At 67.1% G+C, this 21,317-nt stretch carries 20 protein-coding genes and 2 riboswitches; of the genes, 7 read left to right on the top strand and 13 right to left on the bottom strand.

The annotated features are described in order from the left end of the window. The first annotated feature begins 58 nt into the window (after positions 1-58). The gene (locus PV772_RS00160; RefSeq protein ID WP_141159085.1) at positions 59-526 is read left to right on the top strand and encodes a pyridoxamine 5'-phosphate oxidase family protein; all 468 of its coding nucleotides are present in this window, start codon (positions 59-61) and stop codon (positions 524-526) included. A gap of 39 nt (positions 527-565) precedes the next feature. On the opposite strand, the gene PV772_RS00155 is transcribed toward PV772_RS00160, so the two are convergent. Beyond that, entirely contained in the window at positions 566-1,270 is a 705-nt protein-coding gene (locus PV772_RS00155; protein WP_141182657.1) for a TetR/AcrR family transcriptional regulator C-terminal domain-containing protein, read from the bottom strand. Between the two features lie 225 nt (positions 1,271-1,495). On the opposite strand from PV772_RS00155, the gene PV772_RS00150 reads away from it, so the two are divergent. Continuing rightward, a complete protein-coding gene (locus tag PV772_RS00150; protein WP_141159083.1) occupies positions 1,496-1,750 on the top strand; it encodes a hypothetical protein in 255 nt (84 codons plus the stop codon). 116 nt (positions 1,751-1,866) lie between these two features. Here the strand turns inward: PV772_RS00150 and opgC are convergent, their stop codons facing one another. Next, positions 1,867-4,335 (bottom strand): OpgC domain-containing protein, encoded by a 2,469-nt coding sequence (gene opgC / locus PV772_RS00145; RefSeq protein ID WP_347885009.1) that lies wholly within the window; start codon positions 4,333-4,335, stop codon positions 1,867-1,869. Between the two features lie 167 nt (positions 4,336-4,502). After that, positions 4,503-4,618, top strand: a riboswitch (SAM riboswitch). A 13-nt stretch (positions 4,619-4,631) separates the two neighbouring features. On the opposite strand from opgC, the gene PV772_RS00140 reads away from it, so the two are divergent. The 3 genes from PV772_RS00140 to PV772_RS00130 are packed head-to-tail and all read left to right on the top strand — an operon-like array spanning position 4,632 to position 6,523. Beyond that, positions 4,632-4,907 (top strand): DUF1737 domain-containing protein, encoded by a 276-nt coding sequence (locus tag PV772_RS00140; protein ID WP_141159081.1) that lies wholly within the window; start codon positions 4,632-4,634, stop codon positions 4,905-4,907. Beyond that, entirely contained in the window at positions 4,904-5,314 is a 411-nt protein-coding gene (locus tag PV772_RS00135) for a rhodanese-like domain-containing protein (protein ID WP_347885008.1), read from the top strand. Before PV772_RS00140 ends, PV772_RS00135 begins: the two co-directional genes overlap by 4 nt. Beyond that, the gene (locus tag PV772_RS00130) at positions 5,315-6,523 is read left to right on the top strand and encodes an O-succinylhomoserine sulfhydrylase (RefSeq protein WP_141159079.1); all 1,209 of its coding nucleotides are present in this window, start codon (positions 5,315-5,317) and stop codon (positions 6,521-6,523) included. It begins immediately after the preceding gene. Between the two features lie 128 nt (positions 6,524-6,651). Here PV772_RS00130 and PV772_RS00125 read toward each other — a convergent pair whose 3' ends face one another. The 5 genes from PV772_RS00125 to PV772_RS00105 all read right to left on the bottom strand — a co-directional run bounded on the left by PV772_RS00125 (position 6,652) and on the right by PV772_RS00105 (position 12,550). After that, positions 6,652-7,878 (bottom strand): glutamate--cysteine ligase, encoded by a 1,227-nt coding sequence (locus tag PV772_RS00125; RefSeq protein WP_141159078.1) that lies wholly within the window; start codon positions 7,876-7,878, stop codon positions 6,652-6,654. Positions 7,879-7,945: 67 nt separating this feature from the next. Then, entirely contained in the window at positions 7,946-9,469 is a 1,524-nt protein-coding gene (locus PV772_RS00120; RefSeq protein WP_347885007.1) for a UDP-N-acetylglucosamine 1-carboxyvinyltransferase, read from the bottom strand. Positions 9,470-9,585: 116 nt separating this feature from the next. Then, on the bottom strand, positions 9,586-10,386 hold the full coding sequence (locus tag PV772_RS00115; RefSeq protein ID WP_141182662.1) for an energy-coupling factor transporter transmembrane component T: 801 nt from the start codon (positions 10,384-10,386) through the stop codon (positions 9,586-9,588). Further along, a complete protein-coding gene (locus PV772_RS00110) occupies positions 10,383-11,927 on the bottom strand; it encodes an ATP-binding cassette domain-containing protein (RefSeq protein ID WP_347885006.1) in 1,545 nt (514 codons plus the stop codon). The genes PV772_RS00115 and PV772_RS00110 overlap by 4 nt, the downstream gene beginning before the upstream one ends. Further along, on the bottom strand, positions 11,927-12,550 hold the full coding sequence (locus PV772_RS00105; protein ID WP_347885005.1) for an ECF transporter S component: 624 nt from the start codon (positions 12,548-12,550) through the stop codon (positions 11,927-11,929). The genes PV772_RS00110 and PV772_RS00105 overlap by 1 nt, the downstream gene beginning before the upstream one ends. Before the next feature lie 67 nt (positions 12,551-12,617). Next, positions 12,618-12,758: riboswitch (TPP riboswitch) on the bottom strand. 160 nt (positions 12,759-12,918) lie between these two features. Here PV772_RS00105 and PV772_RS00100 point away from each other — a divergent pair. Beyond that, positions 12,919-13,182 (top strand): DUF4235 domain-containing protein, encoded by a 264-nt coding sequence (locus PV772_RS00100; RefSeq protein ID WP_141159073.1) that lies wholly within the window; start codon positions 12,919-12,921, stop codon positions 13,180-13,182. A 15-nt stretch (positions 13,183-13,197) separates the two neighbouring features. Here PV772_RS00100 and mnhG read toward each other — a convergent pair whose 3' ends face one another. The 6 genes from mnhG to PV772_RS00070 are packed head-to-tail and all read right to left on the bottom strand — an operon-like array spanning position 13,198 to position 19,698. Next, the gene (gene mnhG / locus PV772_RS00095; protein WP_307357929.1) at positions 13,198-13,602 is read right to left on the bottom strand and encodes a monovalent cation/H(+) antiporter subunit G; all 405 of its coding nucleotides are present in this window, start codon (positions 13,600-13,602) and stop codon (positions 13,198-13,200) included. Next, complete coding sequence (locus PV772_RS00090; protein WP_307357925.1) at positions 13,592-13,870, bottom strand: monovalent cation/H+ antiporter complex subunit F; 279 nt, start codon at positions 13,868-13,870, stop codon at positions 13,592-13,594. The genes mnhG and PV772_RS00090 overlap by 11 nt, the downstream gene beginning before the upstream one ends. Then, positions 13,867-14,412 (bottom strand): Na+/H+ antiporter subunit E, encoded by a 546-nt coding sequence (locus tag PV772_RS00085; RefSeq protein WP_141159070.1) that lies wholly within the window; start codon positions 14,410-14,412, stop codon positions 13,867-13,869. Before PV772_RS00085 ends, PV772_RS00090 begins: the two co-directional genes overlap by 4 nt. Next, positions 14,409-16,016, bottom strand: coding sequence for a Na+/H+ antiporter subunit D (locus PV772_RS00080; protein ID WP_307357922.1), 1,608 nt, complete (start codon positions 16,014-16,016; stop codon positions 14,409-14,411). The genes PV772_RS00085 and PV772_RS00080 overlap by 4 nt, the downstream gene beginning before the upstream one ends. Further along, positions 16,013-16,615 carry a Na(+)/H(+) antiporter subunit C gene (locus tag PV772_RS00075; RefSeq protein ID WP_141159068.1) on the bottom strand — a complete coding sequence of 201 codons (603 nt, stop codon included), beginning with the start codon at positions 16,613-16,615 and terminating at the stop codon, positions 16,013-16,015. The genes PV772_RS00080 and PV772_RS00075 overlap by 4 nt, the downstream gene beginning before the upstream one ends. Continuing rightward, the gene (locus PV772_RS00070) at positions 16,612-19,698 is read right to left on the bottom strand and encodes a Na+/H+ antiporter subunit A (RefSeq protein ID WP_347885004.1); all 3,087 of its coding nucleotides are present in this window, start codon (positions 19,696-19,698) and stop codon (positions 16,612-16,614) included. Before PV772_RS00070 ends, PV772_RS00075 begins: the two co-directional genes overlap by 4 nt. Before the next feature lie 194 nt (positions 19,699-19,892). Between PV772_RS00070 and PV772_RS00065 the strand changes: the two genes are divergently transcribed. Next, complete coding sequence (locus PV772_RS00065) at positions 19,893-21,293, top strand: MFS transporter (RefSeq protein WP_347885003.1); 1,401 nt, start codon at positions 19,893-19,895, stop codon at positions 21,291-21,293. Positions 21,294-21,317 lie beyond the last annotated feature (24 nt).

The raw sequence follows: 21,317 nt of genomic DNA, 5'->3' as shown, positions 1-21,317 counted from the left end.
GCGCAACAAGCGGCGCAATCCCTTTTCCCGCTCCCGCAACACCCGTAAGGTGTGGACCATGGACTCGCGAAACCTGCCGAAGATTGAAAACCTGTCCTTCGACGACTGCTGGGAACTCCTCGACAACGACACGGTGGGCAGGTTGGCCATCGTGGTAGACGAACATCCCGAGATCTTCCCCGTGAACTACGCTGTCCACCTGCGCAGCATCGTCTTCCGCACCGCGCCCGGTTCAAAGCTGTGGGGCGCCCGGATGGAACGTCCGGCGGCCCTGGAAATCGACGGCTACGACCCTGCCTCGGAACAGGCGTGGAGCGTGGTGGTGCGCGGCGAAACGGAGATCATCGAGGACCAGGGCGTGAAAGATGCCGTGGACGGGCTGGGCCTGGAACCTTGGCAGCCGGGCGAAAAGGCCAACTACGTCCGGCTTAACGCCAAAGCCCTGACGGGGCGCCGGTTCCGCGTCAACAAGCCGGACATCTGGAACACCCGCCTGCAGGACCGTCGTCGGGCGTCCTTCGAATAGGCCACGCCCGGTAATACCGCCTCCACAAGGCCCGGAGCGTCAGGCGGCGGGGCCGGCCGCCTGGCGCGACAGCTGGGCTTCCAGCCCGGACAGCAGGATGCCAAGTCCCTGGTCAAGCTCCGCCTCGCCGTCGTACTCAGACAGGGCCGGAGCCAGTGCACGGAGCTTGGGGAACTCCTTCGCGGGCAGCCGGTGGAGCCCCAGCCGCAGCAGCACCTCGTTCTCTTCAGGGTCCACCACGTACTCCTGCAGTTCGTTCAGGATGTGTCCGTAGAGGAAGCCGTAGTAGGCGCGGTAGACGTGGAGTGCATCGGCCGCACCGAATCCTGCAGCGCCGAGAAGGGACAGGATCTGTTCCAAGGGACGCAGCGTGCCCAGCGGCCTAAGGCCGAGGGGCGTGGACAGGGGCCGGGTGACCAGCAGCGGCACAACATTGGGGTGCTGGAGGGCAAGCGTTCGCAGGCCATGGGCAATCCCGCGCAGCTGGGCCTTCCAGTCGGGGTCCTCCGGATGGATGCGGAGCTGGTTGAGCACCAACTCCGTAACTCCATCCAACAAAGCTGCACGGTTCTGGGCATAGCGGTAAAGGCTCATGGGGTCCCGGCCAAGCTCCTGCCCAAGGCGGCGCATGGTCAGCGCGTCCAGGCCCTCGGCGTCCACCAGCTCCAGCGCTTTGGCCAGTACCAGGTCCCTGCTCAGCCTCGGCTTGGTGCCCGCCGTTCCCGAAGTATTGGCTGAAGTCATTATTTGATCCTCACTGGGGGCAGCCGGCCGATTTATTCAATACGGTTGCCTCAGTTGTAGTCTACGAGTAAAGTCTACAGCGTAGACATGCCTCAAGATCGCTGGTATTCCCAAGTTCTCCTGATGGGATCGAACCTACAGACCCACCGCCCCCGTGCAGGGCATCGAGGGTTTTGCTGCTGTAGCCGAACGGCGGCACCGCGCACCGAGCGAAGGGACGCCGTCATGGCCAATTCGCAGTTTGATCTTTTCCTCCACGAAGCCACCTACGCCGACCAGGCCTCCGAATCAAGCCTCGACCGTGACCGCCTCTTTGGGCTGTACACCAGCTGGTGCTTCGTCAACGAGCAGCCGGCCGGCACCGAGTCCAGCTTCTGGGCTGCCATGAAACACCGGGTCTCCGCCCGCCGGAACGGACTGCGCATGAAGGGGCCTGCCGCGGCGGACTACATCATGACCAGTTACCCGCGGCTGGTCTAAGCCCCAACGGGTCGTCGGACGGGGCGCCGGGTAACCGGTGCCCCGCCATCAGATGCTGTGGCACTTGACGTATGTGCCACAGCATTTTTTATGCCCCGGGACGTCCCCGCTGCCGCCTAGGTGGGAATAATCCGGAAGAGGAACCTGGTCCGGACCATCACCCACAGAAGGCCCAGCACCACGGCGTAGGCGACGGTGTTGAGGAAGATGCTCTGCTGCTGCAGCGCCGGGATGTTGGCCACGACGGCGATCAGCACCACGTGCATGATGAATACGTAGAGCGTGGCGCGGCCCAGCGGGATCAGGAACCAGCCCAGGGCCCGCTGCACTGGTTTCCAGTAGGCGCTAAGGAAGGCGTAGGCGGCCACCACGAGGACCAGGACGTTGAGCAGGCGGCCGGGCGCCAGGTAGGTCCGGCCGAACAGCGCGTCATACATGGCCCGGTAGGCAGCGTCCGGCATGAGCGCCAGCCGGACGTCGTAATTGTTGGCCAGGTACGGGTTGCCCCAGGACAGGAAGGCCAGCGCGAACGCCGCTGCGGTGCAGGCTGCCACCACCCAGGTGTGCGCCGACAGCCAGGCAACTATGCTGCGGCGGTGGTAGCCGACAACCAGGCCGAGGACAAAGAGTACCTGCCATACCAACAGGGGGAACGAGTCCTCGAACTGCGATGGCAGGAGCCTGAACCTGGTTACGGCCCCGACCGCATACACGGCCAGGGACGCCAGCAACACCCAGATGGCCTTGCCGCGGTTGAGTGCCGCAAGGATCAGGGGGCTGGCCAGCAGGAGCACCACGTAAAGGCCCATGACGTTGAACTGCCAGGGCCCGAACTGCAGCAGCACGATGGCCGGAAGCACCTGGGGCGGTACGGGGAACTGGAACAGCGACGACATGCCCGCGTACAGGTCGTAGGTCCGGCCCGCGCCGCTGTGTCCGGCGCCGCCCGTTCCCTGGTCCACGAACGTGGTCAGGGCCTCGGTGTGGAAGAACGGGAGCAGCGACAGCAGGAAGACGCCGACCAGCACGGCCAGGGCAGTGACATAGAGCTTCCCGGCACGGCGGGACGTCAGGTCCACCACCCGGCCGAAATCCTCCTTCGCTTTGGGCCCGTACACCATGCCCACCACCAGGCCGGAGAACAGGACAAACAACTCAGCGCCTGATACGAAGCCCACCGCCTCCTGGGTGAGCAGCTGGAACAGCGAGGCCATGCCCAGGTGGTTGACCACCACGAAGACAATGGCCATCCCGCGCAGCAGGTCCACCCGCGAATCCCTGGCAGAAGGATCCTGGTAACTCCAGGCCGTGGCAGCGTTGATCCGGCGCGGGACCTGCCACAGGGCCACCAGGAGGATGGCCATGGCGGCAGCAACGGTCCACGGGGCCGCGCCAGAGAGCGTATTAGCCCGCACGTAGGTGCCTGCGGACGCCACATCTGTGACAGGCCCGGTGACCATGGGCGATGCCTTCAACCGGTCCAAGGCAGTTTTGGCGATGTCCGGGCTTCCCGTGAGCAGCCAGCTGATGCTTGCTACGCCGGTGTCCCGCGTGCTGGTCCGTTCGTCCCACACCACGGCGGCCGTTCCGGCGAAATGCGGAGAGGTGGCAGTTGCCACCACCTGGTCCCACCAGCGCGTTTTGATGTCCGCCTCGGGCGCCCCGCCGGATGCAGGGCTGTAGAAGGCCGAGGTCTGGAGCAGGAAGGGCTTTTTGTGTCCTTCGGCGTAGGTGCCGTAGAAGTTTTCGTTGCCGGAGGCCGTCAGCATGTCTTCGAGTTCGCCGGCGTGCGGCAGGGAGTTGACGGCGGCCGCGCCGGCAGTGTCGTCATGGTAGGCGGCCAACCCCACCCAGTCCACCGCGTCGTCGCCCGGGTAATACGGGGCATAGGCGCTGTCGCTCCCGTTCCAGGTTCCGTCCCCATTTGTATCCAGGAGGGAAAACCCGTCGCTTCCCGGCTGTGGCGCATTCCTGTTCCGGTCGAAGGGGTAGTCCTTCCCCAGGTAGGGCGCCCACACCATGGTGGCCCGGCCGCCGTCGTCCTTCCTGAAGGCTGCCGACACCGCTTGGAAAGCCTGCCGGTACGCAGCCGGCTGCTGGCCCCAGGCCACCCAGCTGGCGTTCATGTCGGGGGCAAAGCGGACCAGCAGTTGGCCCTTGAATCCCGCGGTCAGGTCGCGCACCTGTGCTGCGAACGCTTGCGCCTCCGCGGCGCCGAGCTGGTCCAGCGGCACGGACGGCTTGACCGTGAGCATGGCGTGGGCGCCCTTCGCTGCGGTCTGTTGCAGGAAGCCCCCGATGTCATTCCGCTCGGATTCGCGGTACGGCATGGTGATGTCATGGCCGTAGAGCGCCGGGGTTGCGCCCAGCCGGTCGCTGAAGCCCGCGGCGGTATCCTCACCCCATTCGAGGACCGCCCCCAGCCAGGGTTTGCCCCTGTCCGGCGCGGGTCCGGCCGCCCGCGCCGGGGCTGCCGGGGCCACCACTGCCAGGAGGGCGATGAGAACCGCGGCCAGGCAGGCCGCGGCGGAACGCGGACGGTTACGCCGGATGGCGGCGCGGTGGTGCGATACGTGTGCCCGCATGCTGACAAGGACCCCCGGTGCTCATTGCTCTGGATACGGGGCGGCGCCCCCCGGTATGAACCTTATCGGTCCGCAGCAGGCTACGTGCCGCATGGCGGGCAGCTCAATGACGGAACATGACGACGTCGGCGATGCGGCTTGGCGCGGCAGGTGTTACGTTTTTGGGGAGTAATGAGTACCGGCGCCAAGCCCTGACTTGCCGGTCGGCAACCCTCCCTTTCGCGGCGGGGTGCCTCAGGTGAATACTCGGCATATCGACCGATTCGAGCTGCAAGCGTGAGAGAAGGAGATCCGTCGTGTCCGACGCACCCGCCCTTGACGAAAGACTGTCCTACCGCCTGATAACCGGCGCGGACACCCGTGAATTCTGCGAGCGGATCTCCGCCGCACTCGCCGACGGCTACGTGCTGCACGGCAGCCCGGCAGCTACTTTCAACGGCACCAGCGTCATCGTGGCGCAGGCAATCGTCCTTCCGGCCGCGATCGCCTCAGCCGATGCCGCCGTCGCCACCGCGGTGGACCAGCTCGACGCCGGCCTTGAAGGCGATTTCGACGGCGAGGGCCACGCATGAGCTACGCCGGAGACCTGACGCCCCAGGAAGCCTGGGCCAAGCTGGAGAAGGGCGCCATCCTGGTGGACGTCCGCACCGAGGGCGAATGGGCCCACATCGGCATCCCGGACACCAAGGCCACGGACAACGATCCCCTGTTCATCCAGTGGACCTTCCCCGGCGGCATCCCCAATCCCGACTTCGTCAAGGACCTCCAGGCGCAGGCGCCGGAGGATCCCCAGGCGGAACTGCTCTTCCTCTGCCGCTCCGGCCAGCGGTCCATCGCGGCTGCAACTGCCGCCACCCAGGCCGGTTTTACCGCCTACAACGTGCTGGAGGGCTTCGAAGGCGAGCCGGACCGCTACGGCGAACGCACCGTCAACGGCTGGAAGAACCGCGGCCTCCCCACCAACCTCGGAAAGAACTAAGTGACCTTCAACCCAGACGCCCCCGGCTGGAACCCCGATACGCAGGCAGTCCGCGGCGGCCTGGACCGCTCCAACTTCCAGGAAACGTCCGAGGCCATCTTCCTGAACTCCGGCTTCGTCTACGAATCCGCTGCGGCAGCTGAACGCGCCTTCACCGGCGAGGACGAGCGCTTTGTCTACTCCCGCTACGGCAACCCGTCCGTTGCCACCTTCCAGGAACGGCTCAGGCTGCTGGAAGGCACCGAAGCCTGCTTTGCGACGGCGTCGGGCATGTCTGCCGTGTTCACCGCGCTGGGTGCCCTGCTGGCTGCCGGCGACCGCGTGGTGGCTGCCCGTTCGCTGTTCGGTTCGTGCTTTGTGATCCTGAACGAGATCCTCCCGCGCTGGGGTGTGGAAACGGTCTTCGTGGACGGTCCGGACCTGGACCAGTGGCGCGAAGCCCTGTCCAAGCCCACCACCGCCGTCTTCTTCGAGTCCCCGTCCAACCCCATGCAGGAAATCGTCGACATCGCCGCCGTCAGTGAGCTGGCGCATGCGGCCGGCGCCACCGTGGTGGCTGACAACGTCTTTGCCACTCCCCTGCTGCAGCGCTGCGGGGACCTCGGCGCCGACGTCATCGTCTACTCGGGTACCAAGCACATCGATGGGCAGGGCAGGGTGATGGGCGGTGCCATCCTGGGCACCAAGGAATTCATCGACGGACCCGTCAAGCAGCTGATGCGCCATACCGGCCCCGCACTGTCCGCCTTCAACGCCTGGGTCCTGACCAAGGGCCTGGAAACCATGGGCCTGCGCGTCAACCACTCGTCCGCCACCGCGCTGCGGCTGGCTGAATGGCTGGAGGAACAGCCGGCGGTGGGCTGGGTGAAGTATCCGCTCCTGAAGTCGCACCCGCAGTACGGGCTGGCCGCCAAGCAGATGAGTGCCGGCGGAACGGTCCTGACCTTCGAACTGGCCCCGACCGGCGGGCGTTCCGGCAAGGAAGCGGCATTCGCCCTCCTGGACGGGCTGCGGATCATCGATATTTCCAACAACCTCGGTGATGCCAAGTCCCTGATCACGCACCCGGCCACCACCACCCACCGCGCCATGGGCCCGGAGGGGCGGGCCGCCATTGGGCTCAGCGACGGCGTGGTGCGGCTCTCGGTAGGGCTCGAGGACCCGGAGGACCTCCTCCGTGACCTCGAGCAGGCGCTGAAGCAGATCTAGCGTTTTCGACGCGCCTCCCCGTTTTCGACGCGCAGATTCCCTGGCGCGCACGGAATGTGGCGTGCGCAAAGGAGTGTGCGCGTCGAAAAGGAATATGCATGCCGCGGACCGGCAAACCAAGCGGCAGGTCAGGCCTGCCGCACGCGCAGCAGCTCGGGCGTGTCCGCCATGTCTGACAGGTCCAGCGTGTCGCGCATCGTCAGGTGGACGGCCTGCCGCACCACGGCACCGAACCCCATGTCCTCAGGCGGCTGCCCCGCCAGGGCCTTGTCGCGGGCACGGCGCTGTTCAGCGGCCCCGGTTCCGCGGGAAATGATGTCCTCCACCCCCTGCCTGGCCAGGGCCAGCTCCCCCTGTTCGGCCAGGACGGGGGCCAGGTAGTCCACCAGGGAACGGACCACGTCCGCGGCCGGTGCGGGCCTGAAGTTGCCGAAGTCCAGGAGTTCGCCGCTAAGCCCGGCGCTGCTGGCCTGCCAGGACGCCATCCGCAGCAGGACTGTGGGTACGGGCGCGGGATCCACGTCCTCGCGCCATTCCCGGCCCGCGGATTCCACCAATGCCCGTACCAGCACCGCGATGAGGGCTGCGTCCCCGGCACGGAGGCACACGTCCGCCACCCGCACTTCCACCGTCGGATGGTTCCGGGAGAGACGGGCGTCGAAATACAGCATGCCCTCATCGAGCATGACGCCGCTGTCCAGCAGCCGGGTCACCACGCGGCGGTACGCGGGATACGTCCCGTAAATACCTGCCGGGCCCGCAGTGGGCCAGCGGTTCCAGGCCTGGGTCCGGTAGCTTTCGAAGCCGGTGGGGACGCCATTCCAAAATGGCGAGTTGGCGCTCAGTGCCGTGAGCACCGCCAGCTTGTCGCGGATTCGGTCCAGGACCGCCACGCCTTCCTCCGGCGATTCAATGAAGGTGTGGACGTGGAAACCGCAGGTCAGCTGCTCCTGGGCGGTGAGGCCAAAGCGTTCCAGCATCCTGGCATAGCGCGGGTCCGGCGTGGTGTGGCTGGGCGAGGCCACGGGAGAGGTGGCGAGCGCCGCAACCCGGGCCCCGTGCTTTTGGGCAGCCTGGTCCGCCAGCGCCCGGCCGGCCCGGATCTGTTCCAGCAGGCTTCCGTAGTCGGTGCACGGCCGGGTCTGTGTCTCGATCTGCTCAAGCTTGAGCTCGGCACTCAAGCCCATCTCGTCGTCGTAATCCGCCTGGTTGCCGGCATGGCGGCTTTCCAGCTCCACCGGCGCATCATCGGCTGCCACGCGCCGGCCAGCGAGGAGCGCGTCGGCCAGGGCAAGCGGCTCCCCGGACTCCGGATCAACAATCAGGAGTTCTTCCTCGACGCCGAATGTACGCATACGAATATTCTGCCGCGCCCGCCGGGCATTCACAGGGGCGCCGCCCTTCATGACGAAGGATGAATGCCTAGTCCTGGAAGTACTCCACCTTGGCGCCGATGGTGTTCAGACGCTCCGCCAGGTCCTCGTAGCCCCGCTCGATCACATAGATGTTCCGCAGCTCGGACACGCCCCGCGCGGCCAGCATGGCCAGCAGCAGGCAGGCGGCCGGGCGGAGTGCCGGCGGGCAGCCCACCTCGGCGGCGCGCCACTTCGTGGGGCCGTTGACGTAGATCCGGTGCGGGTCCAGCAGCTGTACCTGTGCGCCGAGCCGGTTCAGCTCCGTCAGGTAGATGGCCCGGTTCTCGTAAACCCAGTCGTGGATCATGGTCTGGCCATGGGCGTTAGCTGCAATGACGGCGAAGAAGGGCAGGTTGTCGATGTTCAGCCCGGGGAACGGCATGGGGTGGATCTTGTCCTCGGGGGCACGCAGCTCGGAGGGCTTGGTGGTGACGTCCACCAGCCGGGTGCGGCCGTTGCGGGCCATGTATTCGCCGGAAATTTCGAGCTTCTGGCCCATCTGGCCCAGCGTGGCCAGTTCGATTTCCATGAACTCGATGGGGACCCGGCGGACCGTGACCTCGGAGTTGGTGACGATGCCCGCCGTAATCAGGCTCATGGCCTCGATGGGGTCCTCGGACGGGAAATACTCGATATCGGCGTCGATCACGGGCCTGCCGGTGATCCGCAGGGTGGTGGTTCCCACGCCCTCTATGGCCACCCCGAGCATCTGCAGGTAAAAGCAGAGGTCCTGCACCATGTAGTTGGGGCTGGCGTTGCGGATCACGGTTGTTCCGGGCCGGTGGGCCGCCGCCATGATCGCATTCTCGGTAACGGTGTCCCCCCGTTCGGTGAGGACGAAAGAGCGGTCCCGGCTATCCGCGGGCGGTGCCTGCACGGTGTAGAACCCTGCCGTGGCCTCCACTGACAGGTCGAACTCGCGCAGTGCCTGCATGTGGGGCTCCACGGTCCGGGTGCCCAGGTCGCAGCCGCCGGCGTAGGGCAGCCGGTACTCCCGGGACTCATCCAGCAGGGGGCCCAGCAGCATGATGACGCTGCGGGTGCGGCGTGCCGCGTCCACGTCCATGGCGTCCAGATCCAGGACGGCGGGGCGGCGCAGGCGGAGGTCCGTGTCATTGAGCCAGGTGCACTCGACGCCGATGCTGGTCAGCACCTCGACGATGCGGTTGACTTCCTCGATCCGGGCCAGGCGGCGCAGCACGGTGGTGCCGCGGTTGATCAGGCTGGCGCACAGCAGTGCCACGCCGGCGTTCTTGCTGCTGTTGACGTCAACGGCGCCGGACAGGGTGCGGCCGCCCTCCACCCGCAGGTGCGTCATCCGGGGCTTGGCCACGTTCACGATGCTGCGGTCAAAGATGTTTTCCAGCCGCTGGATCATTTTCAGGCTCAGGTTCTGCTTGCCCTGTTCCATCCGCGCCACGGCACTTTGGCTGGTGCCGAGTTCGGCGGCCAGCTGGCCCTGGGTCCACCCTTTCTCGCTCCGGGCGTCCCTCAGCATGGCGGCAACGTGTTCAGCGGTTTTCTGGGTCATACCGCGAATATATCATAAATGAGTTATCAAGCCTCTTTCGAGGAGCAGGTGAAGGCCACCATCCCCATGCTACCCACCCGATGCGATAGGAAAGCATGCAGAGCTTCCAGCGGGAGTCAGCTGCCCAGCCAGACCATGTTCCACGTGCCGGCAGAGACGGCCGCCACCAGGGCCAGTCCGGCCACCAGCACACCGCCGGCAACCACCCAGGAGTCCAGCGGGCTGAAGGTGGATTCCCTGGCCCACGTCCGCCGGCCCCCGCCGAACCCACGCGCTTCCATGGTCACGGCGAGCCTCGACGCCCGCCTGATGGCCTGGACCAGCAGTCCGAAGCTCTGGCCCAGCGTCGCCTTCACCCGCTGGACGAGGCTGCCGCGGGCGCCCACGCCCCGGGCACGGCGGGCCATCCCGATGGTCTGCCACTCCTCTGCCATGAGCCCCACCAGGCGCATCGCGGCGAGGGTGCCCAGGACGAACCGGTGCGGCAGGCGGGCCTTTTGCGCCAGTGCATCCGCCAGGTCCGTGGGGTCGGTGCAGCTCATCAGGAGCACCGCGGGCAGGGCGATCGCAAAGCCGCGCAGGAGGAAGCCGATGCCCAACTGGAGGGAACCTTCGCTCATGCTCCAGATGCCGACGTCGAGCAGGATCCTGCCGCTGTCCGGCGCCAGGATGGCGGTACTCCAGCCTCCGATGGCTGCGGCGAGGATCAGCGGCCATCCGCGCTGCCACAGCAGGGACACGGTGAGCCCGGCAAGGGGGAACAGCATCAGTTCGAAGGCGAGGGCCACTGAGGCGGACACCCAGTCGATGGACAAGGCCAGGACCGCCGTGATGAGCAGGACCGCCGCGAACTTGCTGAGCGGGTTGGCGCGGGCCAGGAGTGCATGGTTGCCGCTCAAGGTGAGTTCCTGCCTCATGGTGCCACCGCCTCCGCGGCAGCCAACCGCAGTTCCGTCCCGCCCAGGGCCGAGGTGAACTCCGCGTCATGGGTCACGGAAACCACCGCCGTACCCGCATCCAGAAGCTCGGACAGGAATGATGCGAGTTCGGCCCAGGTATTGGCATCCTGCCCGAACGTGGGCTCGTCCAGGATCAGCACCTGGGGGCTGGCGGCAAGGACGGTGGCCACGGAGAGGCGCCGCTTTTCCCCGCCGGAGAGCGTGTAGGGGTTGGCGTCCACCAGCTGGGTGAGCCGCAGGCGCTCCAGCAGTTCGTCCACCCTGTCCGCCCCGTGCCCCAGGTGCCGCGGGCCGAACTGCAGTTCGTCCAGTACCTTCCCGGTGACGAACTGGTGTTCCGGCTCCTGGAACACCGTGCCCACCCGCGAGATCAGCTGCTGGGCCTTCCACTTGTAGGGGTCGATGCCGGCGCCGCGGCTGAGGTCCAGCGTGGCTGAAACCTTCCCCGCCACGGGCTCCAGCAGACCGGCCAGGGTCAGGGCGAAGGTCGACTTGCCGGCACCGTTGGGACCGGTGATGGCAAGGGCCTGCCCGGCGCGGACCTGTGCAGCCACGTCCTCCTGGACCGGCACCGGCGGAATCTTCCGAAAGCCCTGCCGGCGGGCGCGTCCGCGGGACACGGCAAGCTGCTCAGCGGCCAACAACAGGTTCCCCGTTCCCGCGGCGGGGACGGCGGCGCGGGGACGGGTCGCGGGCACATACCCGGGCACCCACACGCCGGCCGCGGCCAGCATGGTCCTCGCCTCACTGAGCACACGGTCCGGCGGGCCGTCCAGGAGCACGGCGGGATCCGAGGCCGAGCCGGGCTGCAGGACAATGATCCGGTCCACCAGGTCCTTCCAGACGGAAACCCGGTGCTCCACCACCACAAGGGTGGCCCCGGTCTTGTCCAGGCAGCGGGCCACGGCGTCGCGGACCTCCAGGACGCCGTCCGGGTCGAGGTTGGCGGTGGGTTCGTCCAGCAGGATCAGGCCCGGACGCATCGCCAGGATGCCCGCCAGCGCCAGGCGCTGCTTTTGCCCGCCGGACAGGGCCGACGTCGGGTGGTCCAGCGGGAGGTGGGAGAGTCCGACGTCGGCAAGCGCCGCGTGCACCCGGGGCCAGATCGCGTCGCGGGGCACCGCGAGGTTTTCGGCACCGAAGGCGACGTCGTCACCAACGCGGGAGAGGACCACCTGCGTTTCGGGGTCCTGCTGCATCAGGCCGGCGCGGCCGCGCTGGGCGCGGGGCGCGGCTCCGTCCACCCGGAGCGAACCGGACTCGTCGGCGTCGCCTGATTCGCCGTCGTCGTCGATGTCTCCCAGGACGCCGGCCAGCGCGTGCAGCAGGGTGGACTTCCCTGCGCCGGAGGCGCCGAGCAGGAGCACCCGCTCCCCGGGGGCGATGTCCAGGTCAAGGCCGTGGACGGCGGGTTTGGCCCTGCCGGCATGCCGCCAGCCCCAGCCACGGGCGGTGACGGCGGCGGGGCGGACCGCGCCGGAGTCCTGGGAGGGTGCCATCAGGAGAAGACGGGCTCCGTTGCGGCCTTGCGGGACGCGAAGGAGCTCAGCACCCCGGTGCGTGCCAGGCCGCGGGTGGCAACCCAGGCCAGGGCACCCGCAAGGATGGCCCCGGAAATGGTGGTGAGGACAATGTAGGCCAGCTTGTCGGCGCCGGAGTAGGCGATGTTCCAGCCCCACGGTGCAAACGAGTCGTTCAGGCCGCAGAAGAATCCGGCCGCGGCGCCTGCCAGCAGGGACGCGGGCAGGTTGAACTTGCGGTAGACGAAGATTGCGAAGATGATTTCCGCGCCCAGGCCCTGGATGAAACCGGAGAACAGGACCGAGGCGCCGTACTGGGAACCCATCAGCAGTTCGCCGGTGGCGGCGACGGTCTCGCAGAACAGGGCGGCCCCCGGCTTGCGGATGATCAGCATTCCCAGCACGCCGGGAATCATCCAGCCCCCGGCGAGCAGGCCGGTCAGGGGTGGGTAGGCTGCGTTCATGGGGGCGGACAGGGCGGCGGCACCCTGGTCCCATGCCCAGAAAATAACGCCGCCCGCGATGGCCACCAGCGCGGCGACAACGATGTCCACGACGCGCCAGGACTTGCTGGTGGTCTTCTTGATTGCTGCAGTACTCATGTGATCCTCCTGGGAAACAGGAGGGGAAAGTGGACCCGGCCGGCGGCCTGTGGCCGTGGAACCGCGACACTTTGAGAACTCGACTCCCTTGCGCCGGTACTAACCGGATCAGGTTCGAGGGTCTGCGGCTGTCCGCACTCTCAGCGCCCACCTGCGGTGCCCGGCTAATGCCAGGTTGTCCGACGGCGGCGCTCCCCTGTCGTTTTTAGTGTTGCTTTTGGTGTGGGTAACGCTTGTTGTTGTGCCCGGTTGGGCGTGGTCAAGTTTACACCTGGCCGGGCTGGATTGCGGGCTGCCGGCGCCAATCACCCGGATATGACCGGCTAGGCTGGGAGCAGTCCGTTTTCCGCCCGCAAGGAGTACCTGGAATGAACCTTCTCATCAAACTGCTCGGGACAGGCGTGAGCCTCGGCGCAGGCCTCGCCGGTACCAAACTGGTCAATGCCATCTGGGAAAAGACCACCGGACAGAAGCCGCCCACCGGCAAACACGAGGACGTACCCACCAGCCTGCGTTCGGCGCTGACCTTTGCGCTGATCTCGGCGTCGGTCAGTGCCATCATCCAGGTCCTGGCCAACCGCGGCACCCAGCGCGCCATCACCCGCTTCGCGAAGACCCAGGACATCGTCTAGCGTCGTGCCCCAGCGTTACCGGCCGTCGTCGGGGCTGTCCTTCCGGGCAGTCTCGGCGGCGGCTTTTTGCACCACGGCTTCCAGTTCATCGGTGGTGAGCAGTTCCCGGTGCAGGTGCTTGGTGCGGTAGCCGGCACGGCCCACCATGTGGGCGGACACGGGCACCGTGAGGAGTTGGAAGATCCACGCCACCACCAGGACCGGCCACACCCACCACGTCCGCAGCTGCAGCCCGATGGCCGCCAGCAGCAGGAAGAGCCCCAGCACCTGCGGCTTCGTGGCGGCGTGCATGCGGCTCAGGAGGTCCGGGAACCGCAGCAGGCCTATCGCGGCGCCCAGGGACATAAGGGCACCCACCACCATGAACACGGCGGAGGCGAGGTCGATCCAGGCGTCGGGCCGGAAGAAGTCAGGATTCATTGGGCTTGACCCTCCTGTCTGCCACGAACCGGGCTACGGTCACGGAACCGATGAACCCGATGACGGAGATGGCCACCACCAGCATCAGGTTGTTCAGGTGCCGGTTCACCGCCATATCGATGCATAGCGCCCCGGCAAGGATTGCGAGCAGCACGTCGGCAGCCAGCACCCGGTCCAGCAGCGACGGGCCACGGGCGATCCGGATGATGGCACCGGCGGCCGCCAGCGAGAAAATGACGGCTGTGACAGCCAGGACAACGGGCATCATGCGCCGGCCTCCATACGGACCTCTTCCAGTTCATCCGCGGTGCCCATGATGCGGATCAGGCCCGCTTCAATGGAGCGGACCTCGTTCCGCAGGCCTTCCACGTCCTTCTTGGAGGTGATGTTGAGTGCGTGCAGGTACAGCGTGGACGTGGAACGGTCCACGTCCACCACCAGGGAACCCGGGATCAGGGAAATCACGTGTCCCGTGGCAGTGACGATCAGGTCCTGGTGGCTGCGCAGTTTCACCGCGACCACGGCATTGGTCACCTTGGGGCCGCGGACAGCTGCCAGATACAGGACCTGCGCGCTGGCCACCACCACCTTGCCCACGAACGCCAGCGCAAACGGCACGGCGTGGAGAATATTGAACCGGCCGCTGAGCTCCACCGGCGGGAGGTAGAAGAGCCGGGCCACGCCCACGGCCAGCAGGGTCCCGAAGAGGAGGTTGCCGGGGCTGAAATCCTGCCACAGGGCGCCCCACACAATCACCAGCCAGACCAGGAGCGGCAGTTCCTGGCGCAGTGAAATGCGTTTACGGCTCATCGTCCTCCTCCCGCCGCGGTGGCGCCGGGAACGGCGATGCCCTCGCCCAGCACCGCCTGGATGTACGGCGTCCGGTCAAGCATGTCCCGGGCTGCCCGGTCCGAAAGTGCGAACAATGGTCCGGCGAAGACGGTCAGGGCAACACCGAGCACCACCAGGGCGGCCGTGGAGCCCACCATGGTGCGCGGCAGGAGGGTCACCGTGTTGTTCACCTTGGCTCCCGGCCCGGAGACCCTCGCAGCGGGAGTGGCAAGGAGCACGGGGTCGGGGTGCTCGGCGTCCTCCGGCTTCCGCCAGAACGCACGGTTCCACACCCGGGCGATGGCCAGAAGCGTCAGGAGGCTGGTCACCACGCCGCCGATCACCAGCGCGTAGGCCAGCGGCGTGCCCAGCTCCACGCCGGCTTGCAGCAGGCCAACCTTGCCCAGGAATCCGGAGAACGGCGGGATGCCGGCCAGGTTCATCCCGGGGATGAAGAACAGCAGCGCCAGCATGGGTGAGAGCTTGGCGAGTCCGCCCAGCCGGTCCACGGACGAGCTGCCGCCGCGCCGTTCGATGAGGCCGGTGACCAGGAAGAGGCTGGTCTGGATGGTGATGTGGTGCGCCACGTAGAAGACCGCCGCCGCCAGCCCAACAGCCGAGGACATGGCCAGCCCGAACACCATGTAGCCGATGTGGCTGACCAGGGTGAACGAGAGGAGGCGCTTGATGTCGCTTTGGGCCAGGGCACCGAGGATGCCCACAAGCATGGTCAGCAGCGCCACCACCATCAGCGGCGTGTTCAACGTATCGCCGGGGAACAGCAGTGTCTCGGTGCGGACCATCGCGTAGACACCCACCTTGGTCAGCAGGCCCGCGAACACGGCCGTGACCGGTGCCGGAGCGGTCGGGTAGGAGTCGGGAAGCCAGAAGGACAAGGGGAAGACGGCGGCCTTGATGCCGAAGGCCACCAGGAGCATCACGTGCAGCAGGGTTTTGGTGCCCTGGTCCAGTTCGCCCAGCTTGATGGCAAGGTCCGCCATGTTCACGGTCCCGGTGGCCCCGTAGACCATGGCGATGGCAATCAGGAACAGCACCGAGGACACGACGGACACCACCACATAGGTGACGCCGGCGCGGATCCGCGGCCCGGTGCCGCCCAGGGTCATCAGCACGTAGCTTGCAGTCAGCAGGATCTCGAAGCCGACATAGAGGTTGAAGAGGTCCCCGGACAGGAACGCGTTGGACACCCCGGCCACCAGGATCAGGTAGGTGGGGTGGAAGATGGACACCGGCGCGTCGCGGTCGCCGTCGGCCATGCCCTGGCCTGTGGCGTATACGAGCACCGCAAGGCTGACGGCTGAGGAGACCACCAGCATCAGGGAGGAGAACTGGTCCACCACCATGACGATGCCAAACGGCGGGATCCAGCCACCGATGGTCACCGCGGCCGTGCCGCCGTTCCAAGCCGACGCCAGCAGGAGGCACTCAAGTGCCAGCGTCAGTGACAGCAGGCCAATGCTCACCGCCCGCTGGGCCCGGGAGTGCCGGATCAGCAGGAAGGTCAGGGCGGCGCCCAGGATGGGAAGTACGACGGCGAGCGGGGCAAAGCTTGCGATGTTCACTTTCCGCCTCCTTCCGGGCTGTGGTCAACATTGAGGGAGCCTGGCTTTTCCTCCGCGGCAGCATGTTCGGCGGGCATTTCCCGGCCGCCTGCCACCAGCGTGGCCACCCGGTCCGCGTCCCGGTCCGTGTCCCGGCCGGAAGCACCGCGGTCCGAAACATCCTTGCCGTCGGAACCGAGCATGGTGAGCGGGAACTCTGAAGTTTCCGCGGGGACTTCGGCGTCATCCTCGGCATCAAAGCTGGGGGTCACTGCCACCCGGAGGTCCTCGGCGTCGTCCTGGATGTCGTCCTGGCGGGCCAGCACCCAGGTGCGGTAGATGATGCCCAGCATGAAGGCGGTGACCGCGAAGGAAATCACGATCGAGGTCAGGATCAGTGCCTGCGGCAGCGGATCGTTGTAGTCCCGGGCGGGCGTGTCCTTGCTGAAGAGCGGCGCCAGTCCCGCGTATCCCCCGGTGGCCAGGATCAGCAGGTTGGTGGCGTTGGCCAGCAGCATCAGCCCCAGCAGCACCCTCGTGAGGCTGCGTTCCAGGATCAGGTAGATGCCGCAGGCGTACAGGGCTCCCATGACAATCAGCAGGGTCAGGTTGACGCTCATGCGTGTCCCCTTGCGGTGGTCTCGGCAGGAATCCCGTCCGGTTCCTGTTCCAGCTCCCCGGTGCCCTGCCCGTCCCCGGCAACGCCAGGCTCCTGGCCAGCTTCCTGGGACCGTTCCGGCTCCTGTGCACCGGGCCCGGACTGTTCCTCCAAGTGCTCATCGATCTCGGCTCCCAGGCTGCGCAGCACGTCAAGCACCAGGCCCACCACCACGACGTATACGCCGATATCGAAGATGGTGGAGGTGACGAACTTGATGTCCCCGAACACGGGCAGCCAGACCTGGATGATGGCGGACTGGAACACCTGCCCGCCCAGCAGCAGCGGCGCCATGCCCGAGGCGGCTGCGAGTGCCAGACCGATGCCCAGGAGCGCCCCCGGGCTCAAGGGCGCAGCCTCCCGAAGCTCGAAGCGGCCGCCTGCCAGGTAGCGGATGGTCAGGGCCAGGCCGGCGGTAAGGCCACCGGCGAATCCGCCGCCGGGCAGGTTGTGCCCCGCCAGCAGCAGGTAGAGCGAGAAGATGATCATGGAGTGGAAGATCAGCCGCGTGACCACCTCGAAGATGATGGAGCGGCGTTCCGGGGCCAAAGTCCGGCCGGCCACAATCCAGGCGTCCCGGGTGGAGGCCGCAAACCTCCGGCTGATGGCCAGGGCTGCAGCGTCGCGGGAGCCGGGGTCCACCCCGGGATGCCTGCCCACCGTGCCCGCCGCAACGCTCGCGGATGCCTGGAGCCGGTCGCCGCGGCCGCGCACGAAGATCAGGCTTGCCACGCCGGTGGCGGCCAGTGCCAGGACGCTGATCTCGCCGAACGTGTCCCAGGCGCGGATGTCCACCAGGGTCACGTTGACCACGTTCAGGCCGCCACCACCTTCGTAGGCGAGCTGCGGGAACTGCAGTGACACCGGGATGGCCGTCCTGGCACCCATGGCGAAAATGGCCGCGAATACCATGGTGACGCCGAAGCCGGCACCGATGATGACGCGAAGTACGCGGTATTTTCCGCCGGTGCGGTCGCGCAGTTCGGGAGGCAGCCTGCGCATGGCCAGGACGAAGGCCACCAGGATGATGGTTTCCACCAGCATCTGGGTCAGGGCCAGGTCCGGGGCACCCTGCAGGGCGAAGACCAGCGCGATGCCGTAGCCGGTTACGGAGACCATCAGCACCGCAAGGAAACGCTTGTTGGCCTTGACGGCCGCCAAGGCGCCGATGACGATGCCCGCGCCGGCCACCAGCTGCAGTGGCGAATTCGGGTCCACCAGGTAGACGTCCGGCGGGAGTGCGTTGCCGCCCAGGAGTATGGCCACCAGTGGCAGGACGAATGCCACGCTCAGGATCACTGCGAGGTAGAAGTACAGGGAACCGCGCTGGGTCCGGCCGGTGATCCAGACGGCAGCGTCGTCCAGCGCTCCGATGGTCAGCTGGTAGGCGCGGTCGCCGTCCACCCAGGCCGGGACCAGGGACTGGGCGCGGGCCACCGCGGTGCGGCCGAAGTACATGGCGGCGCCGAGCACGAAGGTGATGGCCGTCAGCCCAAGCGCCGGGGTGAACCCGTGCCACAGCGCAAGGTGGCCTGCCTGCGCTGCGGGCGTGCCGGCGTCGGACGCTGTGGATGCGAACAGCGCGGCGTACGGCTGGATCCAGGCGTCCACCGGAACCGGCCAGAGCCCGTAGGCGATGGTCAGGAGGCTGAGGACGGCGGGCGCCGCCAGGAAGGAAGGCCTGATGGCCTTGAACGGTGTGGGGTCCACCCCGGGTTTGACCGCGAACGCACCCCACATGAAGCGGGCACTGTAGGCGACGGTCAGGATGGAGCCCACCACCAGCCCCACCAGGACCACCATGCCCCACGGACCGGAATGCGGGTCCGTGGCGTGGTGGACGAAGGCTTCCAGCACCGATTCCTTGGCTACGAACCCTGCCAGCAATGGCACACCGGCCATGGACGCGGCGCCGATGCCGGCCACGATGCCGAGGGCGCGCGAGGAGCGGAAGACGCCGGACAGTTTGCGGACGTCGCGGGTCCCGGACTGGTGGTCGATGATGCCAACCACCAGGAACAGCGTGGCTTTGAACAGGCCGTGTGCCAGCAGCATGGCCAGGCCGGCCAGCGCGGCATCGGGCGTCCCCAGGCCTACCACCATGGTGAGGAAGCCCAGTTGGCTGACGGTGCCGTAGGCCAGGATCAGCTTGATGTCGGACTGGCGCAGGGCCCGGTAGCCGCCCACCAGCATGGTGGCCAGCCCCAGCCCCATGACCACGGGCTGCCAGTAGGCAGTCTCCGCGAAGCCCGGGGCAAGCCGTGCCACCAGGTAGATGCCTGCCTTGACCATCGCCGCAGCGTGCAGGTAGGCGCTGACCGGGGTGGGCGCGGCCATGGCGCCAGGCAGCCAGAAGTGGAACGGGACCAGCGCCGACTTGGTGATGGCGCCTACCAGGATGAGTACGACGGCGGCGCTCACCATGGCCCCGGACGTCCCGGCGGCCAGCGCGGGGGCTTGCTCCAGGATGCCGGAGATACGGTAGGTGCCGGCGGCCGTGCCCAGCATGATCAGGCCTACCAGCATGGCCAGGCCGCCGGCGGTGGTGACCATCAGCGCCTGGAGGGCGGAGCGCCGGGCGGCAAGACGGGTCCGCGCGAAGCCGATCAGCAGGTAGGACAGGATGGTGGTCAGTTCCCAGAAAATGAACAGCAGCAGGAGGTCATCCGCTGTGACCAGGCCGAACATGGCGCCTGCGAACGCCAGCAGCTGGGCACCGAAGCCGCCGAGGTCCTGGTCCGTCCGCTTGAAGTACCGCGCACAGTAGACCAGCACCAGGGAGCCGACGCCGAGCACCAGGAGGGACATGACCCACGCCAGCGCGTCCATCCGGAAGGCAAGTTCCAGATGGAGGCCGGGGATCCACTCGAAGGACTCGGTGATGGCGCCCGGGCCTGAGTAAATGGGGTTGTGCTGGAACATCAGCCAGCCGAAGGAAACCGCCGGGACGGCCGCCAGTGCATAGAAAGCGTTGCGGCCCCAGAGCCGGAAGAGGAAGGGCGCGAGGACAGCCACCGAAAACTGCACGGCAAGGACTGTGATCACTGTATTCTCCGCAACGTCAGGGATTCGATTGTCAAAAGTTGGAGCAGGCGGCAAAAAGTAAGGTCCGGGAGGGCCCAGTTTATCAAGGCCGGTCCGGCGTCTTCCCCGGTTTAACCCACCGCCCCTGCCCGAATCCCCGGCATCAAGGGCCCGTGGTCCCCGAGTGTTCGCCACGGGCGGATACGATGCATCGTATGAACAGCGCCAGCGCTCCCGGGGCGATGCAGCCCGCCTCGGATCTTGTTGCCGGAACCGGTTCCTCCAAAGGGCAGGTCCTGGCCTGGGCTTCCTGGGACTGGGGCTCCGCTGCTTTCAACGCCGTCATGACGACGTTTGTCTTCACGGTCTACCTGACGTCCAACGCCTTCGGCGGCGAGGACAGTGCCTCGGCGGTACTCGGCGGCGCGTTGGCGGTTGCCGGGTTCGCCATCGCGCTGCTGGCACCTGTCACCGGCCAGCGTTCGGATGCGGGGGGCCGGCGCAAGCTGTGGCTGGGAGTCAACTCGGCCGCCGTCGCCATCCTGACCGCACTGTGCTTCTTCGTGTTCCCGCACCCGGAATTCCTGCTCCTCGGCGTCTCGCTGATCGCACTGGGCAACGTCTTCTTCGAATTCGCCGGCGTCAACTACAACGCCATGCTCGCGCAGGTGTCCACGCCGCGGAACATCGGAAAGGTCAGCGGTTTCGGCTGGGGCGCCGGCTACCTGGGCGGCATCGTCGCGCTCCTGATCGTCCTGCAGCTCTTCGTCCAGCCTGCCTTCGAATGGTTCGGCGCCTCCACGCAGGACAGCCTCAACATCAGGCTGGTGGCCGTTTTCTCCGCCCTGTGGTTCTTGGTCTTCGCCCTCCCCGTCCTGTTCGCCGTTCCCGAAGTGCCGCGCTCCGGCCAGGCCGCGCGGCTGGGATTGGCCGCCAGCTACCGGCTGCTGTTCCGGCGGATCAAGGCGATCTACGCCACCAGCCCGCACACCATCTACTTCCTCCTGGCCAGCGCCGTGTTCCGGGACGGCCTCGCAGCAGTCTTCACATTCGGCGGCATCATCGCGGCCGGCACATTCGGGTTTGCCCTGTCCCAGGTCATCTTCTTCGCCATCTTCGGGAACGTCGTGGCCGCCGTCGGCGCCGTCATCGGCGGGTTCCTGGACGACAAGGTAGGCCCCAAGGCTGTTATCACCGGTTCCCTGGTGGGCCTATTGATTGCCGGGACCGCCATTCTGGCCCTGGGTAACGGCAACTATTCCTTCTTCGGCATGGAATGGGCCGGCAGCACGACGTTCTGGGTCTTCGGACTGTTCCTCTGCCTGTTTGTGGGTCCCGCCCAATCCTCGTCCCGCGCCTACCTGGCCCGGCTCGCGCCGCACGGTGAGTCCGGTGAGCTCTTCGGCCTGTACGCCACCACGGGCCGGGCCGTCAGCTTCCTGGCGCCTGCCCTGTTCACGCTCTGCATCACGGTGGCAACTCCGCTGGTGCCCGCCGGGCAGGCACAGCGGTGGGGCATCCTGGGCATTATGGTGGTCCTCCTCGCAGGGCTCCTTGTGCTGTTGCCGGTGAAGGCACCGGAACGGGCCCCCATCGCCGTGGTCCCGGCCAGCTGAAAACTCGTTCCGATGCTGGTGCAG

This window comes from Pseudarthrobacter sp. CC12 (assembly GCF_039907755.1).
Lineage (GTDB): Bacteria > Actinomycetota > Actinomycetes > Actinomycetales > Micrococcaceae > Arthrobacter > Arthrobacter niigatensis.
This window is presented reverse-complemented; position numbering and strand designations above follow the sequence as displayed.

Bases quoted from the DNA above. Each gene is read 5' to 3' on its own strand.
- PV772_RS00125 (WP_141159078.1), bottom strand. From the start codon at position 7,878: ATGCGTACATTCGGCGTCGAGGAAGAACTCCTGATTGTTGATCCGGAG.
- PV772_RS00100 (WP_141159073.1), top strand. From the start codon at position 12,919: ATGAACCTTCTCATCAAACTGCTCGGGACAGGCGTGAGCCTCGGCGCA.
- PV772_RS00105 (WP_347885005.1), bottom strand. From the start codon at position 12,550: ATGAGTACTGCAGCAATCAAGAAGACCACCAGCAAGTCCTGGCGCGTC.
- opgC (WP_347885009.1), bottom strand. From the start codon at position 4,335: ATGCGGGCACACGTATCGCACCACCGCGCCGCCATCCGGCGTAACCGT.
- PV772_RS00110 (WP_347885006.1), bottom strand. From the start codon at position 11,927: ATGGCACCCTCCCAGGACTCCGGCGCGGTCCGCCCCGCCGCCGTCACC.
- PV772_RS00090 (WP_307357925.1), bottom strand. From the start codon at position 13,870: ATGATGCCCGTTGTCCTGGCTGTCACAGCCGTCATTTTCTCGCTGGCG.
- PV772_RS00085 (WP_141159070.1), bottom strand. From the start codon at position 14,412: ATGAGCCGTAAACGCATTTCACTGCGCCAGGAACTGCCGCTCCTGGTC.
- PV772_RS00120 (WP_347885007.1), bottom strand. From the start codon at position 9,469: ATGACCCAGAAAACCGCTGAACACGTTGCCGCCATGCTGAGGGACGCC.
- PV772_RS00065 (WP_347885003.1), top strand. From the start codon at position 19,893: ATGAACAGCGCCAGCGCTCCCGGGGCGATGCAGCCCGCCTCGGATCTT.
- PV772_RS00160 (WP_141159085.1), top strand. From the start codon at position 59: ATGGACTCGCGAAACCTGCCGAAGATTGAAAACCTGTCCTTCGACGAC.
- PV772_RS00075 (WP_141159068.1), bottom strand. From the start codon at position 16,615: ATGAGCGTCAACCTGACCCTGCTGATTGTCATGGGAGCCCTGTACGCC.
- PV772_RS00150 (WP_141159083.1), top strand. From the start codon at position 1,496: ATGGCCAATTCGCAGTTTGATCTTTTCCTCCACGAAGCCACCTACGCC.
- mnhG (WP_307357929.1), bottom strand. From the start codon at position 13,602: ATGAATCCTGACTTCTTCCGGCCCGACGCCTGGATCGACCTCGCCTCC.
- PV772_RS00155 (WP_141182657.1), bottom strand. From the start codon at position 1,270: ATGACTTCAGCCAATACTTCGGGAACGGCGGGCACCAAGCCGAGGCTG.
- PV772_RS00135 (WP_347885008.1), top strand. From the start codon at position 4,904: ATGAGCTACGCCGGAGACCTGACGCCCCAGGAAGCCTGGGCCAAGCTG.
- PV772_RS00115 (WP_141182662.1), bottom strand. From the start codon at position 10,386: ATGAGGCAGGAACTCACCTTGAGCGGCAACCATGCACTCCTGGCCCGC.